The 20,940-nt window shown below is 67.2% G+C and carries 18 protein-coding genes; 8 read left to right on the forward strand and 10 right to left on the reverse strand.

Going from position 1 to position 20,940, the window contains the following annotated elements:
- The 3 genes from KF889_27545 to KF889_27555 all read left to right on the forward strand — a co-directional run.
- On the forward strand, positions 1 to 1,039 hold a 1,039-nt coding region (locus tag KF889_27545), incomplete at its 5' end, for a hypothetical protein (GenBank protein ID MBX3503215.1).
- A gap of 159 nt (positions 1,040 to 1,198) precedes the next feature.
- Entirely contained in the window at positions 1,199 to 1,615 is a 417-nt protein-coding gene (locus KF889_27550) for a response regulator (GenBank protein MBX3503216.1), read from the forward strand.
- Between the two features lie 3 nt (positions 1,616 to 1,618).
- Positions 1,619 to 1,855, forward strand: coding sequence for a hypothetical protein (locus tag KF889_27555; protein MBX3503217.1), 237 nt, complete (start codon positions 1,619 to 1,621; stop codon positions 1,853 to 1,855).
- Between the two features lie 8 nt (positions 1,856 to 1,863).
- Here the strand turns inward: KF889_27555 and KF889_27560 are convergent, their stop codons facing one another.
- The gene (locus KF889_27560; GenBank protein ID MBX3503218.1) at positions 1,864 to 3,324 is read right to left on the reverse strand and encodes an oligosaccharide flippase family protein; all 1,461 of its coding nucleotides are present in this window, start codon (positions 3,322 to 3,324) and stop codon (positions 1,864 to 1,866) included.
- A gap of 189 nt (positions 3,325 to 3,513) precedes the next feature.
- On the opposite strand from KF889_27560, the gene KF889_27565 reads away from it, so the two are divergent.
- Positions 3,514 to 8,010, forward strand: coding sequence for a hypothetical protein (locus KF889_27565; GenBank protein MBX3503219.1), 4,497 nt, complete (start codon positions 3,514 to 3,516; stop codon positions 8,008 to 8,010).
- Here KF889_27565 and KF889_27570 read toward each other — a convergent pair.
- The 4 genes from KF889_27570 to KF889_27585 form a co-directional block, all read right to left on the reverse strand.
- A complete protein-coding gene (locus tag KF889_27570) occupies positions 7,975 to 8,916 on the reverse strand; it encodes a glycosyltransferase family 2 protein (protein MBX3503220.1) in 942 nt (313 codons plus the stop codon). The genes KF889_27565 and KF889_27570 overlap by 36 nt on opposite strands.
- A gap of 212 nt (positions 8,917 to 9,128) precedes the next feature.
- Positions 9,129 to 10,604: an amidase gene (locus tag KF889_27575; GenBank protein MBX3503221.1), complete on the reverse strand. Its 1,476-nt coding sequence runs from the start codon at positions 10,602 to 10,604 to the stop codon at positions 9,129 to 9,131.
- 52 nt (positions 10,605 to 10,656) lie between these two features.
- A complete protein-coding gene (locus tag KF889_27580; protein MBX3503222.1) occupies positions 10,657 to 11,040 on the reverse strand; it encodes a hypothetical protein in 384 nt (127 codons plus the stop codon).
- 35 nt (positions 11,041 to 11,075) lie between these two features.
- Positions 11,076 to 11,462, reverse strand: coding sequence for a hypothetical protein (locus KF889_27585; GenBank protein MBX3503223.1), 387 nt, complete (start codon positions 11,460 to 11,462; stop codon positions 11,076 to 11,078).
- 108 nt (positions 11,463 to 11,570) lie between these two features.
- Here KF889_27585 and KF889_27590 point away from each other — a divergent pair, with 108 nt between their 5' ends.
- Positions 11,571 to 12,536, forward strand: a complete 966-nt coding sequence (locus KF889_27590) for a nitronate monooxygenase (protein ID MBX3503224.1) — start codon at positions 11,571 to 11,573, stop codon at positions 12,534 to 12,536.
- Positions 12,537 to 12,638: 102 nt separating this feature from the next.
- Here the strand turns inward: KF889_27590 and KF889_27595 are convergent, their stop codons facing one another.
- The 5 genes from KF889_27595 to KF889_27615 all read right to left on the reverse strand — a co-directional run bounded on the left by KF889_27595 (position 12,639) and on the right by KF889_27615 (position 17,455).
- Entirely contained in the window at positions 12,639 to 14,123 is a 1,485-nt protein-coding gene (locus tag KF889_27595) for an ABC transporter substrate-binding protein (protein MBX3503225.1), read from the reverse strand.
- A gap of 155 nt (positions 14,124 to 14,278) precedes the next feature.
- On the reverse strand, positions 14,279 to 14,710 hold the full coding sequence (locus KF889_27600; protein ID MBX3503226.1) for a DUF2147 domain-containing protein: 432 nt from the start codon (positions 14,708 to 14,710) through the stop codon (positions 14,279 to 14,281).
- A 9-nt stretch (positions 14,711 to 14,719) separates the two neighbouring features.
- The gene (locus KF889_27605) at positions 14,720 to 15,520 is read right to left on the reverse strand and encodes a sterol desaturase family protein (GenBank protein MBX3503227.1); all 801 of its coding nucleotides are present in this window, start codon (positions 15,518 to 15,520) and stop codon (positions 14,720 to 14,722) included.
- A gap of 165 nt (positions 15,521 to 15,685) precedes the next feature.
- Positions 15,686 to 16,759, reverse strand: coding sequence for a helix-turn-helix transcriptional regulator (locus KF889_27610; GenBank protein MBX3503228.1), 1,074 nt, complete (start codon positions 16,757 to 16,759; stop codon positions 15,686 to 15,688).
- Positions 16,760 to 16,783: 24 nt separating this feature from the next.
- Positions 16,784 to 17,455 (reverse strand): metalloregulator ArsR/SmtB family transcription factor, encoded by a 672-nt coding sequence (locus KF889_27615; protein MBX3503229.1) that lies wholly within the window; start codon positions 17,453 to 17,455, stop codon positions 16,784 to 16,786.
- Between the two features lie 24 nt (positions 17,456 to 17,479).
- On the opposite strand from KF889_27615, the gene KF889_27620 reads away from it, so the two are divergent.
- The 3 genes from KF889_27620 (at position 17,480) to KF889_27630 (ending at position 20,661) form a co-directional block, all read left to right on the forward strand.
- Positions 17,480 to 18,325: a sterol desaturase family protein gene (locus KF889_27620; protein MBX3503230.1), complete on the forward strand. Its 846-nt coding sequence runs from the start codon at positions 17,480 to 17,482 to the stop codon at positions 18,323 to 18,325.
- On the forward strand, positions 18,322 to 18,969 hold the full coding sequence (locus tag KF889_27625) for a TVP38/TMEM64 family protein (protein ID MBX3503231.1): 648 nt from the start codon (positions 18,322 to 18,324) through the stop codon (positions 18,967 to 18,969). Before KF889_27620 ends, KF889_27625 begins: the two co-directional genes overlap by 4 nt.
- A gap of 90 nt (positions 18,970 to 19,059) precedes the next feature.
- Complete coding sequence (locus KF889_27630; GenBank protein MBX3503232.1) at positions 19,060 to 20,661, forward strand: choline dehydrogenase; 1,602 nt, start codon at positions 19,060 to 19,062, stop codon at positions 20,659 to 20,661.
- The last annotated feature ends 279 nt before the right edge of the window (positions 20,662 to 20,940 follow it).

Genomic DNA, 20,940 nt, shown 5'->3' on the forward strand with positions numbered 1-20,940 from the left:
CACCGTGTTCGCCGGCGCGATCTCGGCCACGGGCGGCGCCGAGGGCGGCAACGGCGGCTTCGCCGAGGTCTCCGGCAAGGTCTATCTCAGCTTCCACGGCACGGTCGACCTGCGCGCTGCGGACGGCTTCCAGATCGGCACGCTGCTGCTCGATCCCAGCGACATCACCATCAGCAACAATCCCGACAGCAATATCGACGTGTCGGGCGACACGATCACCGGCACCGCGGACGCCTCGAACATCAGCGTCGCGACGCTTCTGGGGCTCTTGTCGACGGCGGATGTCATCATCGACGCGACCGGCGGTCCCGGCTCGGGCGGCGGCACCATCACGATCCTCGACAGCGTCGTCAACAATTCGTTCACCAGCCTGACGCTGAGGGCGCTGGGCAACATCGCGGTGAACGGGGCGCTATCGGGCTTCGACACGCTCACCTTCATCTCCAGCGGCGGTCAGCTCACCCAGACCGCACCCATCAGCGCCTTTACCGTGACGTTCGCGATGGGCGGCCTGGTCGCGCTGACCAATCCCGACAACCTGATCTCGAACGTGAGCGGCACGGCGGGCGGCTCGATCGCGATCGTCAGCAGCACGACGATGGTGGTCACCAGCGACGGCCTGACTTCCGGTCCGTTCTCGAGTATCAGCCTGACGACGCTGGGCCCCGAATCCGACCTGTACCTCAACGGCGTGGTGACGGGATTCGGCATCACGCTCAGCCCTGGCGGAAGCCTGCTCGGCGGCTCGCCCTTCAGGGACGACACGGGTCCGCCCGAGTTCATCGACCCCGGGCCGTTCATCAACGACACATCCATCGCCTTCTGGGCCAGCGGCCAGCCGCAGTTCACGAAAACGGCAGACGTGGATGTCGGCGCCATTTTCACCTCCTGCCAGCTGGTGAAGGAAGCGCCCGAGTGTGGCGCGGTGTCGTTCGATCACGGCGTGCCGTTCGTCGACACCGACCTCGCGCCAATCAATACCGGCAACGAAGAGCTGATCTTCGCCAACGTCCTGCGCCCGCAGCGGACGCCGAACTGAGGTCGCGGCCGAGGCGGCCGATCGCGTCCGCCCAGGCCTCCGCGCCTGCCCGTCTCGTAAATATTTCCTCGTCACGGCAACTTGCGCCGAAGCGAGCCGTTCAACGGGCTATTCGGCTCAGTGAACTCGACAACCACTCGAACGAGCAGGTGGCGTCCCATGAACGCACGCCATCGCAAGGCATCGCGCGTCCTCCTGGTAGACGACGACGATTTCGTGCGCCGAATCGCTGCGCAGTCGCTCGAGCACCTGGGCTTCAGCGTCGTCGAGCTCGCGGATGCCCGCTCGGCGTTGGAATTGCTTGAGCGGAGCGGCAGCGACATCCAGCTCATCGTCAGCGACGTGCGGATGCCGGGACTGCAGGGCGACGAACTCGCGAGTATCGTCTCGCAGCGCTGGCCCGATCTGCCGGTTCTGCTGACGTCAGGCCATGCTCGCACCGGCGACTTCACCGACGGAGACGTCCGGTACGAGGTCCTGGCCAAGCCCTATTCGCAGGCACAGCTCGCCAGGGCGATCGCCCACGTGAAGAACGAGATGAAACAGCGTCGGCGCCACTCTGCCCAAGGGGTTTGAAACATGGCGACCAAACCCAGCACGCCATCGCTCGCAATCAGCTGTCGGCGCTGCCGCCACAAATTCGAGCAGCCTCTGGTCTGGCTGAAGAAGAATCCAGAGTTTCACTGCCCGCGGTGTGACTGTCCCATCATCGTCGAGAGCGCCGCCATTGTCGAAGCCGAAGGCGCTCTCGGATCTGCAGATGGGTTCATGCCGACTGCCCGCGCGGAGCCCAAGAACAATGGCAAGAGGCCCTGACTGCGCGCCTAAGCGAAGCTGCGCAGCAGGCGCCGAAGGGCGCGCTGCTCAAACGCCGCGAAGCATCCCGCAAGCACCGCCGCGCCGATGAGAAGCTGCAACCACCATAGCCTGTCGAGCCAGCCGGGCAGGGATACCAGGATCATGGCCACGGCCGCCGAGCAAACGAGTGGCGGACCAACCACGGGCAGGACGGGGTGCCAGTGCAGGCGCAGGCGGCGTCGCGCGAGAAGTCCGACGATCACCACCAGCAGTTCCGAGCTGATCGTCGCGGCAACCGCGCCCCAAGGCCCGTAGAGCGGGATCGCGAGGGCGCAGACACAAAGATTCAGGATCGCAGCGGTGCCGGCAATCTTGAGTTGCAGCCCCCCGTATCCCCACGGCACGAGGGTGGCGACCACGCCATAGTTCAGGAAGGTGAGTCCGATGGTGATGCAGAGCCATTCGAAGTAATGGCCGCTGGGGCCGAACTGCGGGCCGTACAGCAGCCCGACGACGTGCCGGCCGAGCGCCCATCCCAGCGCCGCCATCGGCAGACCCATCCACGCCAGCAGTGCGAGGTACTCGCGCGACAGGGCAATCGCTTCATCGCGCCGCTCGAGCGTGCGCGCAAACGCCGGGAAATAGGCATTCCACAGCGCCGCCGTGATCACGGCCGCGACCAGCATCAGCCGATAGGCCGTCGTGAACTGGCCCACGGGAGCGTCGCCGTGCGTGAAGCCGAGGATGATGGTGCCGCTGTGCATCGCAATCATGGCGGCACCCTGCGCCAATGCCAGAGGCCATGCTTCCCGGAACAGGCCACCCGTGCCGGACAGCGTGGGTCGCAGCTGCCATAACCGCGCCAGGCCTCGACGGGCGATGTACCAGAGGTTGAAAAGGACGCCGGCAAACGCAAAGGGCAGCGACAGCGCCGCATAGAGGTATAGATCTCCGGGCCCGTAGACGAGAAGCGCCAGGGCCGGCAGCTGCAGGGCGTTGATGACCAGGCCGGCTATGCTGGGCGCGACCATTCGCTCGTGAGCCTGCAGCACCCATCCCGTGTTCCAGGCGAAGGAGAACAGCGTCACGCCATAGATGACCAGCAGAACGCTGACGACCTTGCCGCGCGGCTCGAACGCAGCAAGGACCAGCAGCGCACCGTAGACGGCGACTGCCAGCATGGTTTGCAGGGTGAGGACAAGGGCGAGGCGCTGCGGGGTCAGCTTCGGCATGCGCGCGAGCTCGCGCTGCGCCACAATCGTCAGTGCCGGGCATACCGCGACGGTGAGATAGCCGATCGCCGCCAGCGCCCAGCTCGCCTGCCCCACTGCGACCGGACCGAGGATGCGCCGCACGTAGACGCTGATGAGGATCGTTACCAGCAGGCCCAGAAGGCTGGTGAGCGCCAATGTGACGAAGTTCGTGGCGATGCGACGACGTCCGGCATCGGCAGCCGTCTCCGTCGCGCCCGCGATGCCGGTGGTCATCACCCCATTGTCGGGCGACGCCATCCGACCACCAGTGACAAAGTCGTGGCGTCGCTTGGCAAGTGTTCCGCAGCAACGACGCCTACGCTGGATCCAGAAGCTTGCAGTCCTCGTGTCACCGATTGATCACTTCGATCGTACTCGAGCGTGAATTAGCTATGCAGCTCTCCGATAAAAAGGACGACAGCCATGGCCTTCGCGTTCTCCACCCAGCAGGTGATCGACGGGCTGGCTAATCCCACCTCGCTGCAGTTCGGCCCCGACGAGCGGCTGTACGTCAGCCAGCAGAACGGGCTCATCCAGGTCTACACAGTCTCCCAATCATCGTCCGGGATCTGGACGGCGACGCTCGACGAGACGATCGATCTCATCCGAAATATCCCCAATCACAATGACGACGGCACGCTGAACGCCTCGATCGTCGATCGACAGGTGACCGGTGTGCTGGTTGCCGGAACGTCGACCAATCCCGTCCTGTATGTGACTTCGAGCGATCCACGCATCGCCAACTTCACGGATTTGAACCTGGACACCAATTCGGGAATCCTGTCGCAGCTGACCTGGAACGGCACCAGCTGGGACAAGGTGGATCTGATACGCGGCCTGCCGAGGTCGGAGGAGAATCATTCGGCCAACGGAATGGCGCTGAGCGAGGACGGGACCACGCTCTATCTGACCCAGGGCGGCAACACCAACAATGGCGCGCCGTCGCATTTTTTCGCCAACACGCCCGAATACGCGCTCGCGGGCACGATCCTCGAGATCGACCTCGCGGCGTTGGCCGCGATGCCGGACAAGCTCCACACCTACGCGTCAGGCGTCACGAGCGTCTACCGCTACGACTTGCCGACGCTCGACGATCCCAACGTTCCCAATGACGGGCTTCCGGGCAACGAGACCGCTTCGGGCATGGATATCGACGGCCCATTCGGCGGCCGCGATGGATTGAACATGGCCGTTCTGCCGGCGGACGCGCCGCTGAGGATCTTCGCGACCGGCCTGAGGAACACCTACGACGTCGTCATCACCCAGTCGGGTCAGGTCTTCACCATCGACAACGGCGCCAACGCCGATCTTGGCGGTACGCCGCTGTTCGACTCCGACGGGCTGCCGACCAACGAGGTCAACAACGGTGGCCTGGGCAGCCTCGACTATCTCTATCTCCTGGAAGATGGCGGCTACTACGGTCACCCCGCTCCGATCCGCGCCAACCAGTCCGGCACGATCTACGGCTACACCGACGGCCTCGAGCCGCAGGTACACGGTACCGTGCCGGTTGCCTGGGAAGCGGTACCCGATGGCGTCGACATCGCGCCGGGCTACGTCATCGATCCGAGCAAGTTCACGGCAGACAGCTCACGCCTGTCCCAGGAAGGGCAGTTCAGCGTCGGCGTGCTGGGCCTGGCGCAGTTCGGCGCGTCGACCAATGGCCTGATGGAGTACACGGCCACGGCGTTCGGCGGCGAGATCACCGGCGACCTCGTCACGGCGTCCTTCGACGGCACGGTGAAGCTGATCCAGCTGGCCGCCGACGGCGTGACGGTGACGGGCGTGATAAACCTCGCGACGCCGGGCGGCATCCCGCTTGATGTGACGCAGGGTCCCGATGGCACGATCTGGGTTGCCCAGATCGGCGCCGGCGCTGTCATCGCCCTTGTGCCCTCCAGTGAAGGATCGACCAGCAATCCCGACATCGACGGCGATGGCCTGTTGAACGTGGTCGATCCGTTCCAGGCCGACGCGGCCAACGGGCTCGGCACGTTCCTCGCGGCCAACAGCAGCTATAACTGGAACTTCCAGTTCGGCGCCGGCGACACCGCACCTGGCCCGTCCGGCCTGTTCCTTGGACTTACCGGGCACATGACCAATGGCACGCGCGATTTCGTGGCGCCGGTCGAGGAAGGCGGCCTGGACCTCAACAACGTCAAGATCGGAACCGCGGCCGGCGGCGGCCTGGTCGTGATCGAGAACGTCTCGACCGGTACGGCGTCCGGATCGACCAACACCGGCGAGTTCGTCTTCCAGACCGGCGTCGCGCTGTCGCCGGATATCGAAGCCTTCGACATCAAGTGGACCGCCATCAACCCGTTCCCGGGCCTGGCAGACAGCCCGACGGTGCGGCAGATCGGCGGCTTCATCGGCACCGGCGATCAGGACAACTTCATCAAGGTTGTCGCCGGGCCGAATGGCTCGGGCAACATCCTGTTCGAGCTGGAAAGCAACGGCGTTGTGCTCTCGAGCCAGTCGTTGGCCGGCAGCGGACTGCTTACCGCGCCGTCCGGCAGCAGCATCATCTTCAATCTCGCTGTGGATCGCGCCATATCGCAGGCGGTGCCATCGATCACCTATGCCAGCAGCAGCGGGCCCATCACGGTGAGCGGCGCGCCGATCAACCTGCAGGGCACGTCGATCCTTGCCGCCATCGACGGCAGCTACAGCGTTCAGGGTCAGGCCAGCGGCCTGGCGATCGGCCTGTGGTCGAGCAACACCGGCGAAGGCAGCCAGACCAGCTTCCAGGCCTCCTTCGACGACATCCTGATCACCACCAGCGGCGGCACCAGTCAGCTGATCAAGGCGGTGAACGTCGGCGGCGGGCAATTCACGTCGAGCGGCGGCATCGTCTACGAGGCCGACGCCGGCCCGACGAGCGGCGGCGCGGAGAGCCAGGTGTTCACCACCGGTTCGGCGATCGCCGGCACCACCGACGATGTCATGTTCAGCAGCGAGCGCTGGACGCCCGGCGGCAGCTACACCTACGAGATCCCGGTCGACAACGGCACCTATCGCGTCGACCTGCACCTCGCCGAGATCTACTCCGGCATCTTCGGCTCCGGCCAGCGCGTCTTCGACATGGCCCTCGAAGGCCAGGCCCTCGCACCCCTGCAGGACATCGACATCTACAGCCAGGTCGGACCCAACGCCGCCCTCACCATCAGCCAGGAGATCACCGTCAGCGACGGCTCGCTCTCCATCCAGGTCGGCCCCGGCAGCGACGCGCCCGGCAACGTCGAGAACGCCAAGCTCAACGGCTTCGCCATCTTCAGCCTCGGCGCCGCACCGACGCTCCCCACCCTGTCGATCGCCGCCGCCAGCGCCAGCAAGCCCGAGGGCAACTCCGGCAGCACCGCCTTCACCTTCACCGTCAGCCGCGCCGGCGACACCAGCGGCACCTCCTCGGCGATCTATACCGTCAGCGGCAACGGCGCCACCGCCAGCGACTTCACCGGCGGCGTCCTGCCCAGCGGCACCATCTCCTTCGCCGCCGGCGAGACCAGCAAGACGCTCACCATCAACGTCGCCGGCGACACCACCGTCGAGCCCGACGAAGGCTTCACCGTCACCCTCTCCCAGCCCGCCGGCGCCACCATCGCCACCGCCTCCGCCTCAGGCACCATCCTCAATGACGATGGCGTCACACCGCCGGCTGCGCTGGCGAAGCTGCTCATCACGCCTGGCACCGACGTCAACGCCAGCACATTCAACATTCCGAGCTACGAGCTCACCAACACCGGCAACAGCGCCATCACCACTTTCTCGATCGACCTGCACAACAGCCTGATCGCCGGCAACGTCTTCGATCCATTCGGCACGTTCGGCGACACCACGGCACTCGATCTGACGCCCTATGGCAACACGTCGATCAGCGCGAGCTGGAGCTACGGCCCCACACCTGTCACCGAAGGCGGATACAAGACCCTGACCGTGACCTTCGACGGCAGCGGCCTCGCGCCGGGACAGACCTTTTCATTCAGGCTCGATGCCGATCCCGCGAGCATCGAGGGTCCGGCGCCCGGGCCGAACGAGGCCGGCTCCATATCCGGCTTCGAGCATGTCGGCGCGGCACTCACGATCGGCCTTGCCGGCGGCGCGACGCATACCGCCGAGGTCTTCGTCGACGGCAGCGCCGGTGGCGGCGTCGCCACCGTGCTCCAGCAGCTCTCGGCGGCGCCCGTCCTCGCGATCGCCGGACTTGACGATATACCGCTGGTCACCGCCGAGGTCGGCGGCATCCTCAAGTCCAATCTGCCGGGACTGAACGATCTGGCGGGGAGCCCCGGCGACGACATCCTTGTGCTCGTCCAGGGCGGCGCCGGCCAGACCATCCGGCTGAGCCTCGCCGAAATCGGCGGCGTGGGTCAGGACATTCCACTGGGGAGCCACGAGGGCAACACCGTCCTGCAGGATCCGCTCTTCTTCGATGTCACCCTGGACGCCAGTGGCAGCGCCACCGTGGCCTTGGCACTGCCGGCAGAAACACCCCTGGCCGGCCTGGCCAGCGGATCCGTCTCAGGCCTGTTCGCGCTGACCGCCGCGGCGATCGATCCGCTCAGCGGGAACGCGATCAGCCTGGTGTCGAGCACGCTCGTCGTGAAGGACGCCCCCAACAGCTTCGTGTCGGAGAGCGGATCGGACACGTTCCGCTTCCACCTGGGCTTCGCGACGACCGACATCTTCAGCTTCGATGCCACGGGAACGCAGCACGACGTGATCGGCCTGGAGCAGGAGCTCTTCCCCGGCATGACCGTGGAGCAGTTCCTGGCAAGTGGCGCCGTGACCGATGGGCCCAATGCCGGGGACGTGAACATCACGGCTCCCGGCGGCGAGCTGATCCGGCTGCACGACGAAACCGGCACGCTGACCGCGTCGCTGCTACAGGGCCAGCCGCAGGACTTCTTCTTCTTTTGAGTGATGGGCACGTGGCGGCCGCGCGACGCGATACAGGGGCGCCGACATCAGGCCCCAGGCAAACCAGGCGAGCCCGGCAACGGCGGAGCCGGTGGCGAGCCGATTGCAGGCGAGCCACCAGGCAAGGCGCATCAGATACCCAATGGCGACGGTGTCGAACCGCAAGGCATAGGCACCGAGCACGGCGGCTTGAACACGAATCGCGACCTTCATCATGTGCGCGAACGCGCCGGCGTCCAGCCAGTTGTCGTGCTCGACCAAGGGATCCGGCGAGTACACCAGACGGCAGCGGTGCCACAACAGCCGATAGGTGAACTCCAGATCCTCGCCGGTGCCGATCCTGGATCCCGGCCCGAGCGACTCCATGAAAAGGCCGACCCGATGAAAGGCCTCCTTGCGGAACGACATGTTGTTGCCGGCGCCCAGCGTGAGATGCGGGATGGCCGGCGACTGCACGACCAGCCGGGTGGTCGATTGATTGACGGCGGGACAGATCAAGTCGCCGGCCTGGCTGAGGCAATCCCAGTCGTTCCTGCCCGCCGACCCGAACGGGATCACCCGGCCATAAACGCCCAGCGCGGCACGATCCATGCGGAACTCGGCGTGGATGGCGGCGAGCCATCCCGCATCGCAAACGCAGTCGTCGTCCGTGAAGACGACGATATCGGCGCGGGCGGCGCGAATGGCGATGTTCCGGGAGATCGCGACGCCCACGGTGCGCGTCCCGATGTAGCGCAGCCGACTGTCTCTGATCATCGCCAGGGCAACACGGGTCGATTCATCATCGGTCTGGTCGACGACGATGAGCTCAAAGTCAGTGAAAGTATTTCGGAGAACACTTTCAACCGCGCGCAAGACCTTGGCGGGACGATTGCGGGTGCAGATCAGAACCGACAGGGTTGGCATTGGTCGCGGTCCCATAATTCCTTCTCTCGGACCGCCAAAATAAAAAAGCGTTAGCGACATGTGTTGTGCTTAATTCGTGTTCTTACATACCCGCACCTTCTGCTTACGATTTACTTACGATTGCATACACAGACCGTTAAACCAGCGTGTGAAGAAATGCGATGCAAGGAAACTGAATGAGTTGAGCGCAGCCAGCTCACCCAGGATCTCAGCTACCCGTGCGCGACGTGCACTGGCGGCAGCCGCCCGTCGGTCCACTTGCCGCCGATGGCGCGCTCGACCTGCGCGGCGAGCTGCAGCAGCAGGCCGTCGGCGCCCTGCCTGGCCTGTGCCTGGATGCCCAGCGGCAGGCCGTTCTCCTGCGCGGCGAGCGGCAGGGAGATGCCGGGAATGCCGCAGAGATTGGCCAGCGGCGTGTAGGCGAAGATGCGCCAGAGATTGGCGAACCAGTCGTGCACCGAGGGATTGTCGCTGATCGTCAGGTATTCCTTCGTGCCCACCCGCGGCGTCGGCAGCGCCATCACGGGCGTGAGGATGATGTCCCAATCCTCGAAGAAGGCGCCGAAGCCACGCGAGGTGGTATTGAACACCGCCTGCATGCGTGCGCGATCGCTGTAGCTGAAGCCGATGCCGGCCTGCCAGATGCGGATGTTGATCGGCTCGACCAGATCCGGCGGCGGCTTGTCGAGCCCGCGCGGCGCCAGCAGGTTGGCGATGGTCTGCGCGAAGTTGCTGATGTAGCAGGCGGTCTGCGCCTGGAAGGCGGCGCGCAGGTCGACCTGCGGCAACGCCCAGTCGACCGTGTGGCCCAGCCCCTCGAGAAACCTGCCGATGCGCTCCAGCTCCTTCACGAAATGCGGAATCGCCTTGTAGTCGCCCCACTCGTGCGACAGCGCGATCTTCAGCCGGCCGGGATCGCGCCCGATCAGCTGGGCGTAGGGCTCGGCCGGCTGCCAGAACGGCATGAACTCGCCCGGCGCGCCGCCGCGGCAGGCATCGAAAAACACCGCGGTGTCGCGCACCGAGCGCGTCTGGACGCCCTGGGTCGAGACCAGGCCGCTGAGATCCGAGGCCATCGGCGAGAGCGAGAACACGCCGCGCGAGGGCTTGAGCCCGATATTGCCGTTGGCGCCCGCCGGCAGGCGGATCGAGCCGCCGCCGTCGGAGGCATGCGCGATCGGCACCGCGCCGCAGGCGACCATCGCCGCCGTGCCGGCCGACGAGCCGAGCGTCGTGTAGTCCGTGTCCCAGGGGTTGCGCGTGACATAGATCTCGGGATTCTCAGCCGAGGAGCAGCAGCCGAACTCCGGCGTCGTGGTGCGGCCCATGATGTTGAGGCCGGCGTTGCGGATGCGGCCAGTGAGCCAGGTGTCGGCGGCGGCACGGTTGCCGCGCAGCAGCTTGGAGCCCATCTCCTGCAGCCGCCCCTTCAGGGTCGGGCCGAGGTCCTTCATCAGGTAGGGCACGCCGGCGAACGGGCCGTCGAGGTTGGCGCCGTCCCGGGCCGGATCGGCGACGACGTCGTCGAACACCTCGACCACGGCGCCGAGCGTCGGATTGGTCCGCTCGATCGCGGCGGCGGCCTGCGCCGACAGCTCGGCCGGCTTGAGCTTCTTCGCGCGCACCAGTTCCGCCAGGGCGGTCGCATCGCACCTCGCCCACTCGTCCCAACCCATCGCCAATGTCATGTCGTATCCGGCCTCTCTCGCGAAGCCGGCAACCTAGAACGGCAACGGGGTGTCAGTCACGCATTGCCGCGTCGAGCTCGGCGAACCAGGCGTAGGCCGCTTCCACGTTCGAGAACACGCGGCAGGGCCGCTCGGCATTGGTGCGCCGGGCAAAGTACGCGCTCATGTAGCGCTCCGCGTCCGAGCTGGCGATCAAGGCCAGCGCGGCGTCGAATCCCTCGGGCTTCTGCCCGCTGGCGAATCGGCTGAACGCCGCCAGCTCCGCCGGCTTCAACTCGCCCCTGGCCGCCGACGCATCGAAGATAATCCGGTAGCCGACGGCCCCCTGGCTCTCGCGCTCGGCGATCCAGCGCTCGATGTCGGCGCCGCTCACCGCGCCGCTTACGACGGTGACGACCAGCCGCTTCCCGTGATCGACCGTCCATGTCAGCGACATGCCAAACTCCCTTGGCAGGACCACCTGAACCGTCTTCAGCCCCGCGACGCGGCGTCGAGCTCGGCATACCAGGCGCGCGCCGCCTCGATATCATGGAAGATGCGGCAGGGACGCGCGCCGCTGAGAAACTCGGAGAAGTAGTCGGCCATCTCGCGCTCGGCCTCGGACGTGACGATCAGGGCGATCGCGCCGTCGAAGCCGTCGGGCTTGCGCGAGGCGACCAGCCTGCCCTGCGCCGCAAGCTCGGCCGAGCGGATGTTCAGCCCGGCAGCGCGACGGGCGTCGAAGATCGCGCGGTAGCCGACCGCGCCCTCGGCGACCAGGCCGTCAAGATAGCTCATGACCTCCTGATGCGTCATGGCCCCGGCGGCGGTGGCCACGATGGTCTTCGCCTTGTGGTCGATCGTCCAGGTGAGCGGCATGAGTCATCCGTGATCGGGAACCGTGATGCGAAAGCTGTTGGACCGACTACGCTGTCACCTCCATAGCGCCATGATACGACAATTCAGGGGCAAGACGGATCGGGCACCATGTTCACAGGCAATCGGGTCACCGCCCATACACGTTCGCGCTATCCGATATTCCAGTCGCCGATGACCTGGATCGCCCGCGCCCCGCTGGTGACGGCGGTGTCGAAGGCCGGCGCCATGGGTCTGCTCGAGAACTCGATCCGCGATCTGAACGTCACCAAGAGCGAGTTCGCCGCCGTCCGCGCCGCGACCAACGCGCCCTTCGGCGTCAACCTGCCGATCCGATATCTGCAGATGGACGTCAAGGAGGAGGACGCCATCATCGACTGGCTGCTGGGCCAGGGCATCCACTTCGCCACCACCTCGGCCGGCGATCCGACGCGCTACACCAGGCGGCTGAAGGATGCCGGCGTAATCGTCTACCACGCCACTGCCACCTTGCGCGGCGCGATCAAGGCGGTCGATTCAGGCGTCGACGGTCTGATCGTCGAAGGCGCGGAAAGCGCCGGCATCCGCAATCCCGAGGAGGTGCACACCTTCGCGCTGCTGCAGGCGGTGCGCGAGGCGGTCGACGTGCCGATCGTCGCCGCCGGCGGCATCGTCGACGGGCGCGGCATGGCCGCGGCCTTCGCGCTCGGGGCCGAGGGCGTCACCATGGGCACGCGCTTCGTCGCCTCGTTCGAGAGTCCGGTGCACGTGAACTACAAGCAGGCGATCGTCGACGCGCCGATTACCGGCACGATCATGACCGACAATCCGCCGCGCGCCCGCTCGCGCGGCCTGAAGACGCCCTACTCCGTCGCGGTTGCCGAGGGCACGCGCGAGCGCGCGCTGCGCAGCTCGACCATCGAGCTGCTCTACGTCCAAGGCGATGTCGAGAACACCTCGGGCGCGGCCGGCGAAAGCGCCGGGCTGATCCACGAGATCAAGCCGGTGCAGCGCATCGTCGAGGAGACGATCCAGGGCTTCTGGCGCGAGATAGACCGGCTGGCGGGGTTGCGTCCCGGAAAGGCTCCGTCGTCCTGAGCGCCAGCGAAGGACCTTTCGGTGGTGTGAACGGCCACATTGTCTGGACGTGACCGCGGTACCGCGAGGTCCTTCGCTTCGCTCAGGACGACGGTGGCGTGCCTACTTCCACCCGTACATGTAGAAGCGCGGCAGCTCGTCGGCGTAGGGCGTGAAGTCGAGCTGCTTGGAGTGGGCGTAGGTGTTGACGTAGGTGAACAGCGGCAGCCAGTAGGCGTTCTCGGTGGCGCGCTTGATCGCCGCCGAATAGGCCTTCTTGCGCACCGCGGGATCCGACGTGCTGCCGCCCTGGTCGAGCAGCTTGATCATCTCGGGATCGCGCGTGTAGTCGTCGTTCCCGCCGCCGAACATCACCGGCATGATCGCCGAGACGTCGTTGATCGAGTAGCTGCCCCAGCTGCCGTGATAAAGCGGGTTCTCGCCGCGCCACGACTTCTGGATCGCCGCCGCGACCTGCAGCTGGGTGATCTTGGCGCGGATGCCCACGGCCTGGAGATAGTTCTGGATCGCGGCGCTCCACTGCGTGGGCTGCACGTAGGTCACCAGCTCGATCTCGAAGCCGTCGGGGAAGCCCGCTTCCTTCAGCAGCTCCTTGGCCTTGGCCGGGTTGTAGTCGTACTTCACCGCCGCGTCCTGGTCGCAGCCGAACTGGCTCGGGAAGCACGGTGCCTGCGGCACGCGGCTGCCACCGGTGATCAGCTTGTCGGCCATCGACTGGCGGTCGATGGCGTGCCAGATCGCCTGGCGCACCTTGACGTTGGTCAGCGGGTTGCCGGCGCCGCTGCGCCCGGCGGCGTCGATCGACAGGTAGCCGACGCGCATCGACTCCTTGCGGATCGCCGTCAGGGTCGGCATGCGGTTCACGGCAGCGAACTGGTCGGGATTGATGTTCCAGATCCAGTCGGCGCGCCCGCCCAGCAGCTCGGTCATCTCGGTGCTCGAATCGGGCACGAAGCGCACGTGCAGCTTGCCGATCCGCGGCACGCCCTTGGGGCTGCCCTTCCAGTAATCGGCGAAGCGCTCGAAATGGACCTCCTTGCCCTGCTCGAGCCTGACGATCCGGTACGGCCCGGCGCCGACCGGCGCCTTGGAGAAGCCCTCGAAGCCGACCTTCTCGCGATAGGCCTTGGGATGGATCGGCACGACCAGCGCGAAGTACTCCAGCGCCGCCGGCGTCGGCTTCTTCATGTGCACGCGCACGGTCTTGTCGTCGACCTTCTCGGCCTTGTCGATCCAGGCGTAGTTGCTCGGCGTCGCCACCTTGCTCGCCGGATTGGACGCGAGGTTGATGGTGTAGACGACGTCGTCCGCCGAGAGCGTGCTGCCGTCATGGAACTTCACGCCCTCGCGGATGGTGAACTCCAGGGTCTTGTCGTCGACCAGCTTCCACGCCGTGGCCAGCGCCGGCTTGATCTCGAAGCTCACCGGGTCGCGATGCACCAGCATGTCCCAGGCCTGGTGGCTGAGGATCAGGCCGGTGCGCTGCGAGTTGAAGTACGGGTCGATGCTGGGCACCGCGTCGCGGAACAGGATCCGCAAGGTGTCGTTGGACTTGTCGGCCAGAGCCGGCGCGGCGAGCGCCAGCATGCTTGTCGCCAATAAGCCGGCGACCATCCCCCTGAATCGCATGTCGATCCTCCGTCGGTTCGGTGGCGGTACGCTAGGACCACCAGCACCGGCGCGCAAGCACGCGCCCGCAGGACCGACATACGCAAACGCGATGCCATCAGGCCGGGCTCGCCTCAGCGCGGCAACGCCGATGGCCGGCGCCAGACCTGCGAGCGGCAGATGAACAGCACGCAGCCGCGCACATCGAGGGTCGTGGCGTCGCGCAGCTTGAGGCTGGCGCTGTAGCTGTTGCCGTCCTCGGGATTGTAGATGCTGCCGCCGGTCCATTCGCCCGGCCTGGCCGGACGGAAGCCCTGCAGCATCTCCAGGCCGACCAGCGGCCGCGAGCGCAGCGCCGGGTCGGCATTGCGCGTGTCGGCGCTCGTCGACGGATCCCACAGCCAGGTGATGCGCCCGCACAGCGTGCCCTCGTCCGACGGGCAGGGTGCGATCCGCACCACCGCCGAGGCGCCCGCCGTGAGCCAATCGCCCATCGGCGTCGGTTGCGCCGAGGCCGAGCCGACGAACGCCAGCACGGTCGCGACGGACAGAAGAACCCGATGCATCGCGCCCTCCTACGCGCCCAGCGCCTGCAACCGGCGACGGCGTGCTTCGAGGAAGCGTTGCGCATAGTCGGGGTGCTCGGTGCCCATCAGCCGGTCCCAGAAGGTGAAGTAGAAGCCGAAATTCCAGCGGCCGGTCTGGTGGTGGAGGTCGTGATGCGTGGTGGTGGTCAGCCAGCCCAGCGCGCGGCCCGGCGCGAAGATCGCCGGATGGAACTCGACGCCGGCGTGGCCCATGACGTTGCGCACGATCATGATCAGCAGGAAGAGCGAGATCACGCCGGGGTGGGTCGGCACAGCCAGCAGGAACAGCGGCAGGAAGATCGCCTGGATGACCGCCTCGCCGATGTCGAAGGCATAGGCGGCGAAGGGCGTCGGCGCGATCGAGCGGTGGTGCGCGCGGTGCATGCGCCGCCACATCGCCGGGCCGTGCAGGAGGCGGTGCGTCCAGTAGAACCACGCGTCATGCGCCAGCAGGATACCGGCGAAGGTCGCGACGATAGCCGCCCAGCCGCCGGCCGCCTCGAGCGTGCGGGGAATGGTGATGATGCCGGCCTGCACCGCGGCGAACAGGCCGAAGCCGTTGAGCGAGAAGATCAGCACGGTGCGCAGCGACAGGCCGATCTCGCGGCCGTAGTCGCCGCGGCTAGGTAGCCTGGCCTGGATCGGCCCGGGTCCGAAGCCCAGGCGCGCGACCACCACGATGATGAGCGCCATGACCGAGGCGGCGATCACGTAGCGCAGCAGGTCGATCAGGAACATGGCCGGCCAGGCCTGCAGGAAGAATTCCAGGGCCGAGGAGACAAGGGACATCAGCGGGGCTCCCGTGTTGTGGACGCCCCCTTCTCCCTGTTGCCACGCGCGCGTGCTCGCCGGATGCGAATCGCGGCCAGCCGATTCGTCGCAGGGTCCTGTCGAATCCGAAATCGCGATGCCGTGGCAAGCGCTTGGCGTCTTTGGGAGCGCCGGCGCCCAACGCTAGGTCGCGGCGGCGCGGGCCCGGAACTCGCTCGGCGTGAGCCCCGTCTCGGCCTTGAAGGCGCGGTTGAACGGGCCCAGCGAGCCGAAGCCGGCGTCCATGGCGATGGTCAGCACCGGCACCTCGGCCTGGCTCGGATCGGCCAGCGCCGCCCGGGCGTCGGCGATGCGGTAGGCGTTGAGGAACATGTTGAAGTTGCGATGGCCCAGCCCGGCGTTGATCGCCCGGCGCACGCGGTGTTCCGTCGCCCCCAGGCGCATGGCGAATACAGCGATGGTCAGCCCCTCCTCGCGGTAGAGCCGGTCGCGCTCCATCGCGGTCCTGATCTTGTCCAGCAGCGCGGTGTCGACCGAAACGGCAGGCGCCGGGGGCTCGTCGATCGCCGGCTCGGCTGGCGCTTGCGCAGCGTTGCGCGGCACCTGGACGAAGAGGTCGGCGGCCCCCAGCCCGAGCACCACCGCACTGAAGGCGAAGACGACCGCGAAGATGCCGGCGGCGTTGAGCGCCGACAGCGCCGCAGGCGCCGGCCCCTTGGGCATCGCCACCTCCAGCACCAGGACCACCAGCATGTAGAGGCCCGACATGGCGACGAACACCGGCCGCAGCCGCCGGCGGCGCTCGACCAGGTCGGCGGGCGCGCCGCGGATGGCGGCGAGCAGCGACAGCACGACGAAGCCGGCGGCGACGGCATGGATCGCCAGATCGACTGCCATCCGCACCGGGTTGCCCATCGGCCACAGGAACAGCCAGTAGATCAGCGCGACCACGATCCAGCCGACGATCATCGCGGCGTGCACGCCACGCGGCCGGAAGCCATCCTCGAAGAACGCGCGTGCCATCAGCCAGAAGGCGACAGGAGCACTGTGGGCGAGAATCGCCAGCGGCATCAGGGCGAGGCCGAAGCGCGGGCCCAGCCCCGGCGCCGAGACGACGCAATAGGCCGCGATGGTGAGCGAATAGGCCGCGGCGATCCATGCCGCGGGCGCCCGCGGCGCGCCGCGCGGCAGGAGCAGCATCACGAGGCCGAGCAGGCCGACGGCGCCGCCGCGCAGGGCCATGTCCAGTTCGAGCATCGCGCCGCGCCCCCGGGTGGCGGCCTACCCGGAGCCGCCGGCAGCCGCCTCGACCGGCAGGCCGGCCATCTTCCACTCGGGATAGCCGTCCTCCAGCCGCCGCGCGTCGTAGCCTTTGGCGCGCAGCGCCGCAACCGCCTCGAAGGACAGGACGCAATAGGGCCCGCGGCAATAGGCGACGATCTGCAGCGTCTTGGGCAGCTTCGACAGCCGCCGCGAAAGCTGCGCCAGCGGCACGTTCAGCGCGCCCGGCAGATGGCCCAGGGCGAACTCGTCCTCCGGCCGCACGTCGAGCAGCAGCACGCCGCCCTCCTTCACGCGCCGCGCGATCTCCGCCCGCGACACCGGCTCCAGCGCGTCGAGGCGCGCGAAATAGTCATCCACCACCCGGCGCATCTCGCCGCTGGCGAACTCGGCGTAGCGGCGCAGCGCCTGCAGCAGCTCGAGCACCGGGCCGTCGCCCAGCCGATAAAGCACCTGCTTGCCCTCGCGCCGTGCGCGCAGCAGCCCGGCGCGCCTGAGCACCTGCAGGTGGCGCGAGGCATTGGCGACCGAGAGCCCGGAAAGCTCAGCCAGACGCTCGACCGGCCGCTCGCCCTGTGCGGCGTGCTCCAGCAATTCCAGTCGGTTGGCCTCGCCCAGCACGCGGGCGATCTCGGCGAACTGGGCGAAGACTTCGGATTTCGGGTTGATCATTCAATTATACACTTGACTGATTGAATGATTGGAGTCAAGAGACCGGTCATGGGCAGCGAGCCTTTCATCCGCCTCTCCTTCTTCCTCGGCGTGCTGGCATTGATGGCGCTGTGGGAGGTGCTGGCGCCGCGCCGGCGGCTGAGCCTGCCGCGCGCCGCGCGCTGGCCGGCCAATCTCGCCATCGTGCTGCTGAACACGGCGCTGCTGCGCCTCGTCCTGCCGGCCTCTGCGGTGGGCTTCGCCCTGCTCTGCGAGCAGCGCGGCTGGGGGCTGCTGGGCCTGTTCGAGGCGCCGTCCTGGGCGACGATCGCGCTGGGCGTGCTGGCGCTTGACCTGGTCGTCTACCTGCAACACGTGCTGTTCCATGCCGTGCCGGCGCTGTGGCGCCTGCATCGCATGCATCACGCCGACCTCGACATCGACGTCACCACCGGCGCGCGCTTCCATCCTGTCGAGATCCTGCTGTCGATGGCCATCAAGCTGGCGGCGATCGCCGCCTTCGGCGTGCCGGCCACCGCCGTGCTGATCTTCGAGATACTGCTCAATGCCACGGCGATGTTCAATCACGGCAACATCCGCATGCCCGTCGCGCTCGATCGCGTCCTGCGCTGGATCGTGGTGACGCCGGACATGCATCGCGTCCACCACTCGGTGCTGCCGCAGGAGACCAACAGCAATTTCGGCTTCAACATGCCATGGTGGGACCGGCTGTTCGGCACCTACCGCGCGCAGCCCGCCGCCGGTCACGAGACGATGGCCATCGGCGTCGCGCATCTGAGCGCGCCACGCGAGCAGCGGCTGGACCGCATGCTGATACAGCCCTTCCACGAGGTCGTTGGCCCACCCTCCCCGGCAAGCGGCGATCGATGAGCGGCAGGACGATCTCCCGGCTGGCGCTGCTCCTCGCCATCGCGGTCGCCGCGGTGCTGGCGTTCCTTCATCGCGAGCAGCTGGAGCCGGCGCGGCTGCAGGCGCTGGTCGAATCGGCCGGCGTGTTCGGCCCTCTCCTGCACATCGCGGCGTTCGCAGTCGCGACGGTCCTGTTCGTACCGGGCGTGATCTTCGCCCTGAGCGGCGGCGCCCTGTTCGGTCCGGTCTGGGGCACGCTGTGGAACGTGCTGGGCGCGTCGATCGGCGCGGCGCTCTCCTTCCTCATCGCCCGCCATGTCGCCGCCGACCTGGTCGCGCGCAGGAGCGCCGGCATCACCCGGCGGCTGATCGACGGCGTCGAGGCCGAGGGCTGGCGCTTCGTCGCCGTCACCCGGCTGATCCCCTTCGTGCCGTTCAATGCCCTGAACTATGCGCTCGGCACGACCCGCATCGGCTTCACCCAGTACCTGCTGGCGACACTGGTCTGCATGGTTCCGGGATCGGCCGCCTATACCTGGCTGGGCCATGCCGGCAAGGAAGCCCTGGCCGGCGACGCGTCCGCTATCCGCTGGGCGCTGCTGGCGCTGGGCGCGCTGGCGCTGATGGCCTTCCTGCCGCGCTTCGTGCGACGGGTGCGCAGCTGATATCCGCCGACGGGCTGGCGCCGTACCGCGCGCCGTCCTAAAGGTACCTCGTCGCGAAGCCAAACAAGGGCGGCGGGAGGGAAACGGGCTATGTCGGCGTATGACTACATCGTTGTCGGGGCGGGTTCGGCGGGCTGCGTGCTGGCCAACCGGCTGAGTGCGGATCCGACCAGGAAGGTGCTGCTGCTGGAGGCCGGCCGCAAGGACGACGGCTTCTGGATCCCGATCCCGGTGGGCTTCTCCAAGCTGCTCAATCACAAGGTCTACAACTGGAACTTCGCCACCGAGCCGGAGGAGAACACCAAGGGCCGCGTGATCCCGATTCCGCGCGGCAAGACCCTGGGCGGCTCGAGCTCGATCAACGGCATGCTCTACGTCCGCGGCCAGCCGCTCGACTACGATACCTGGTCGCAGCTCGGCAATCGCGGCTGGTCCTATGAGTCGGTGCTGCCCTACTTCAAGCGCTCCGAGCATTTCGAGCGCGGCGGCGATAGCAGCCGCGGCAAGGGCGGCGAGCTCAACGTCGCCGACATGTACGAGAAGCACGAAATCCTCGATGCCTTCATCGATGCCGGGGTCGCCGAGGGCTATCCGCGCACCGTCGACTACAACGACGGCAACCAGGAAGGCTTCGGCTACTACCAGGTGACGCAGAAGAACGGCCGGCGCTGGTCCACCGCGCGCGCCTTCCTCGACCCGGCGCGCGGCCGGCCCAACCTGCAGATCGAGACCGACGCGCAGTGCAGCGGCCTGATCCTCGAGGGCAAGCGTTGCGTCGGCGTGCGCTATCGCCAGCACGGCCAGACCCGGGAGGCGCGCGCGTCGGGCGAGGTGGTGCTCTGCGCCGGCGCGGTGCAGTCGCCGCACATCCTCGAGATCTCCGGCATCGGCCAGCCCGAGCTGCTGAAGAAGCTCGGCATCGCCGTCAATCACGAGCTGCCCGGCGTCGGCGAGAACTACCGCGACCACTACGCCACGCGCATGGCCTGGCGCGTCAAGCTGCCGATCACGCTCAACGAGCAGACGCGCGGCGTGCGCTTCCTCACCGAGCTGCTGAAATACTACATCCAGGGCCGCGGCATCCTCACGCTGACCGCCGGCATCGTGCACGGCTTCGTCAAGACGCGGCCCGAGCTGGCCGGTCCCGACATCCAGTACCATTTCGCGCACGCCAGCTATCCCAACGTCGCCGACCGCAGGCTCGAGAAGGAGCCGGGCATGACGGTGGCGGTGTGCCAGCTGCGACCGGAATCGAAGGGCTCGATCCACGCCCGGTCGAACGATCCCTTCGCCGCGCCGTCGATCCGGCCGAACTTCCTCGCCGAGGAGGTCGATCGGCAGTGCCTGGTCGACGGCATGAAGATCGCGCGCCGCGTGATCGACAACCACAAGATGGACAAGTACCGCGCCTTCGAGTTCCGGCCCGGCCCCGAGGTCAGGAGCGACGAGCAGTGGCTCGATTTCGCGCGCATCAACGGCCAGACCGTGTTCCACCCCATCGGCACGTGCAAGATGGGCAGTGATCCGCAGGCGGTGGTCGACGATCAGCTCAGGGTGCACGGCATCGCCGGCCTGCGGGTGGCCGACGCCTCGATCATGCCGACCCTGGTCAGCGGCAACACCAACGCCGCCTGCATCATGATCGGCGAGAAGGCCGCCGACATGATGCGGCAGGCGGCGAAGGCGGCGTGAGGGTCAGTTCACCATCTCGATGATGACGACGCTCATCGCGCCCAGCAGCGACAGGACAAAGCCCAAGGTGCGCAGTCGACGATTGCGGCGCACGCGATCACGCTGATCGCGCTCCAGTCGGAGTTGGCTCGGCATGACGCGTCGCAGTATGAAGCAGAGGCGAGGCAGCAGCCAACCGATCAGCCGTCACTTCGCGCGGACACCGCTGTTCACTGGTTGCGTCGAGATTGCGCTGTGCTCCGATGGCGACGACTGCGCGATGCAATGAGTTCAACGTCC

This window comes from Alphaproteobacteria bacterium, from assembly GCA_019635875.1.
Taxonomy (GTDB): Bacteria; Pseudomonadota; Alphaproteobacteria; order Reyranellales; family Reyranellaceae; genus JAFAZJ01.

Bases quoted from the DNA above. Each gene is read 5' to 3' on its own strand.
- KF889_27630 (MBX3503232.1), top strand. From the start codon at position 19,060: ATGTCGGCGTATGACTACATCGTTGTCGGGGCGGGTTCGGCGGGCTGC.
- KF889_27615 (MBX3503229.1), bottom strand. From the start codon at position 17,455: ATGATCAACCCGAAATCCGAAGTCTTCGCCCAGTTCGCCGAGATCGCC.
- KF889_27555 (MBX3503217.1), top strand. From the start codon at position 1,619: ATGGCGACCAAACCCAGCACGCCATCGCTCGCAATCAGCTGTCGGCGC.
- KF889_27610 (MBX3503228.1), bottom strand. From the start codon at position 16,759: ATGCTCGAACTGGACATGGCCCTGCGCGGCGGCGCCGTCGGCCTGCTC.
- KF889_27565 (MBX3503219.1), top strand. From the start codon at position 3,514: ATGGCCTTCGCGTTCTCCACCCAGCAGGTGATCGACGGGCTGGCTAAT.
- KF889_27580 (MBX3503222.1), bottom strand. From the start codon at position 11,040: ATGTCGCTGACATGGACGGTCGATCACGGGAAGCGGCTGGTCGTCACC.
- KF889_27575 (MBX3503221.1), bottom strand. From the start codon at position 10,604: ATGACATTGGCGATGGGTTGGGACGAGTGGGCGAGGTGCGATGCGACC.
- KF889_27625 (MBX3503231.1), top strand. From the start codon at position 18,322: ATGAGCGGCAGGACGATCTCCCGGCTGGCGCTGCTCCTCGCCATCGCG.
- KF889_27590 (MBX3503224.1), top strand. From the start codon at position 11,571: ATGTTCACAGGCAATCGGGTCACCGCCCATACACGTTCGCGCTATCCG.
- KF889_27550 (MBX3503216.1), top strand. From the start codon at position 1,199: ATGAACGCACGCCATCGCAAGGCATCGCGCGTCCTCCTGGTAGACGAC.
- KF889_27620 (MBX3503230.1), top strand. From the start codon at position 17,480: ATGATTGGAGTCAAGAGACCGGTCATGGGCAGCGAGCCTTTCATCCGC.
- KF889_27605 (MBX3503227.1), bottom strand. From the start codon at position 15,520: ATGTCCCTTGTCTCCTCGGCCCTGGAATTCTTCCTGCAGGCCTGGCCG.
- KF889_27560 (MBX3503218.1), bottom strand. From the start codon at position 3,324: ATGACCACCGGCATCGCGGGCGCGACGGAGACGGCTGCCGATGCCGGA.
- KF889_27600 (MBX3503226.1), bottom strand. From the start codon at position 14,710: ATGCATCGGGTTCTTCTGTCCGTCGCGACCGTGCTGGCGTTCGTCGGC.
- KF889_27595 (MBX3503225.1), bottom strand. From the start codon at position 14,123: ATGCTGGCGCTCGCCGCGCCGGCTCTGGCCGACAAGTCCAACGACACC.
- KF889_27585 (MBX3503223.1), bottom strand. From the start codon at position 11,462: ATGCCGCTCACCTGGACGATCGACCACAAGGCGAAGACCATCGTGGCC.
- KF889_27570 (MBX3503220.1), bottom strand. From the start codon at position 8,916: ATGCCAACCCTGTCGGTTCTGATCTGCACCCGCAATCGTCCCGCCAAG.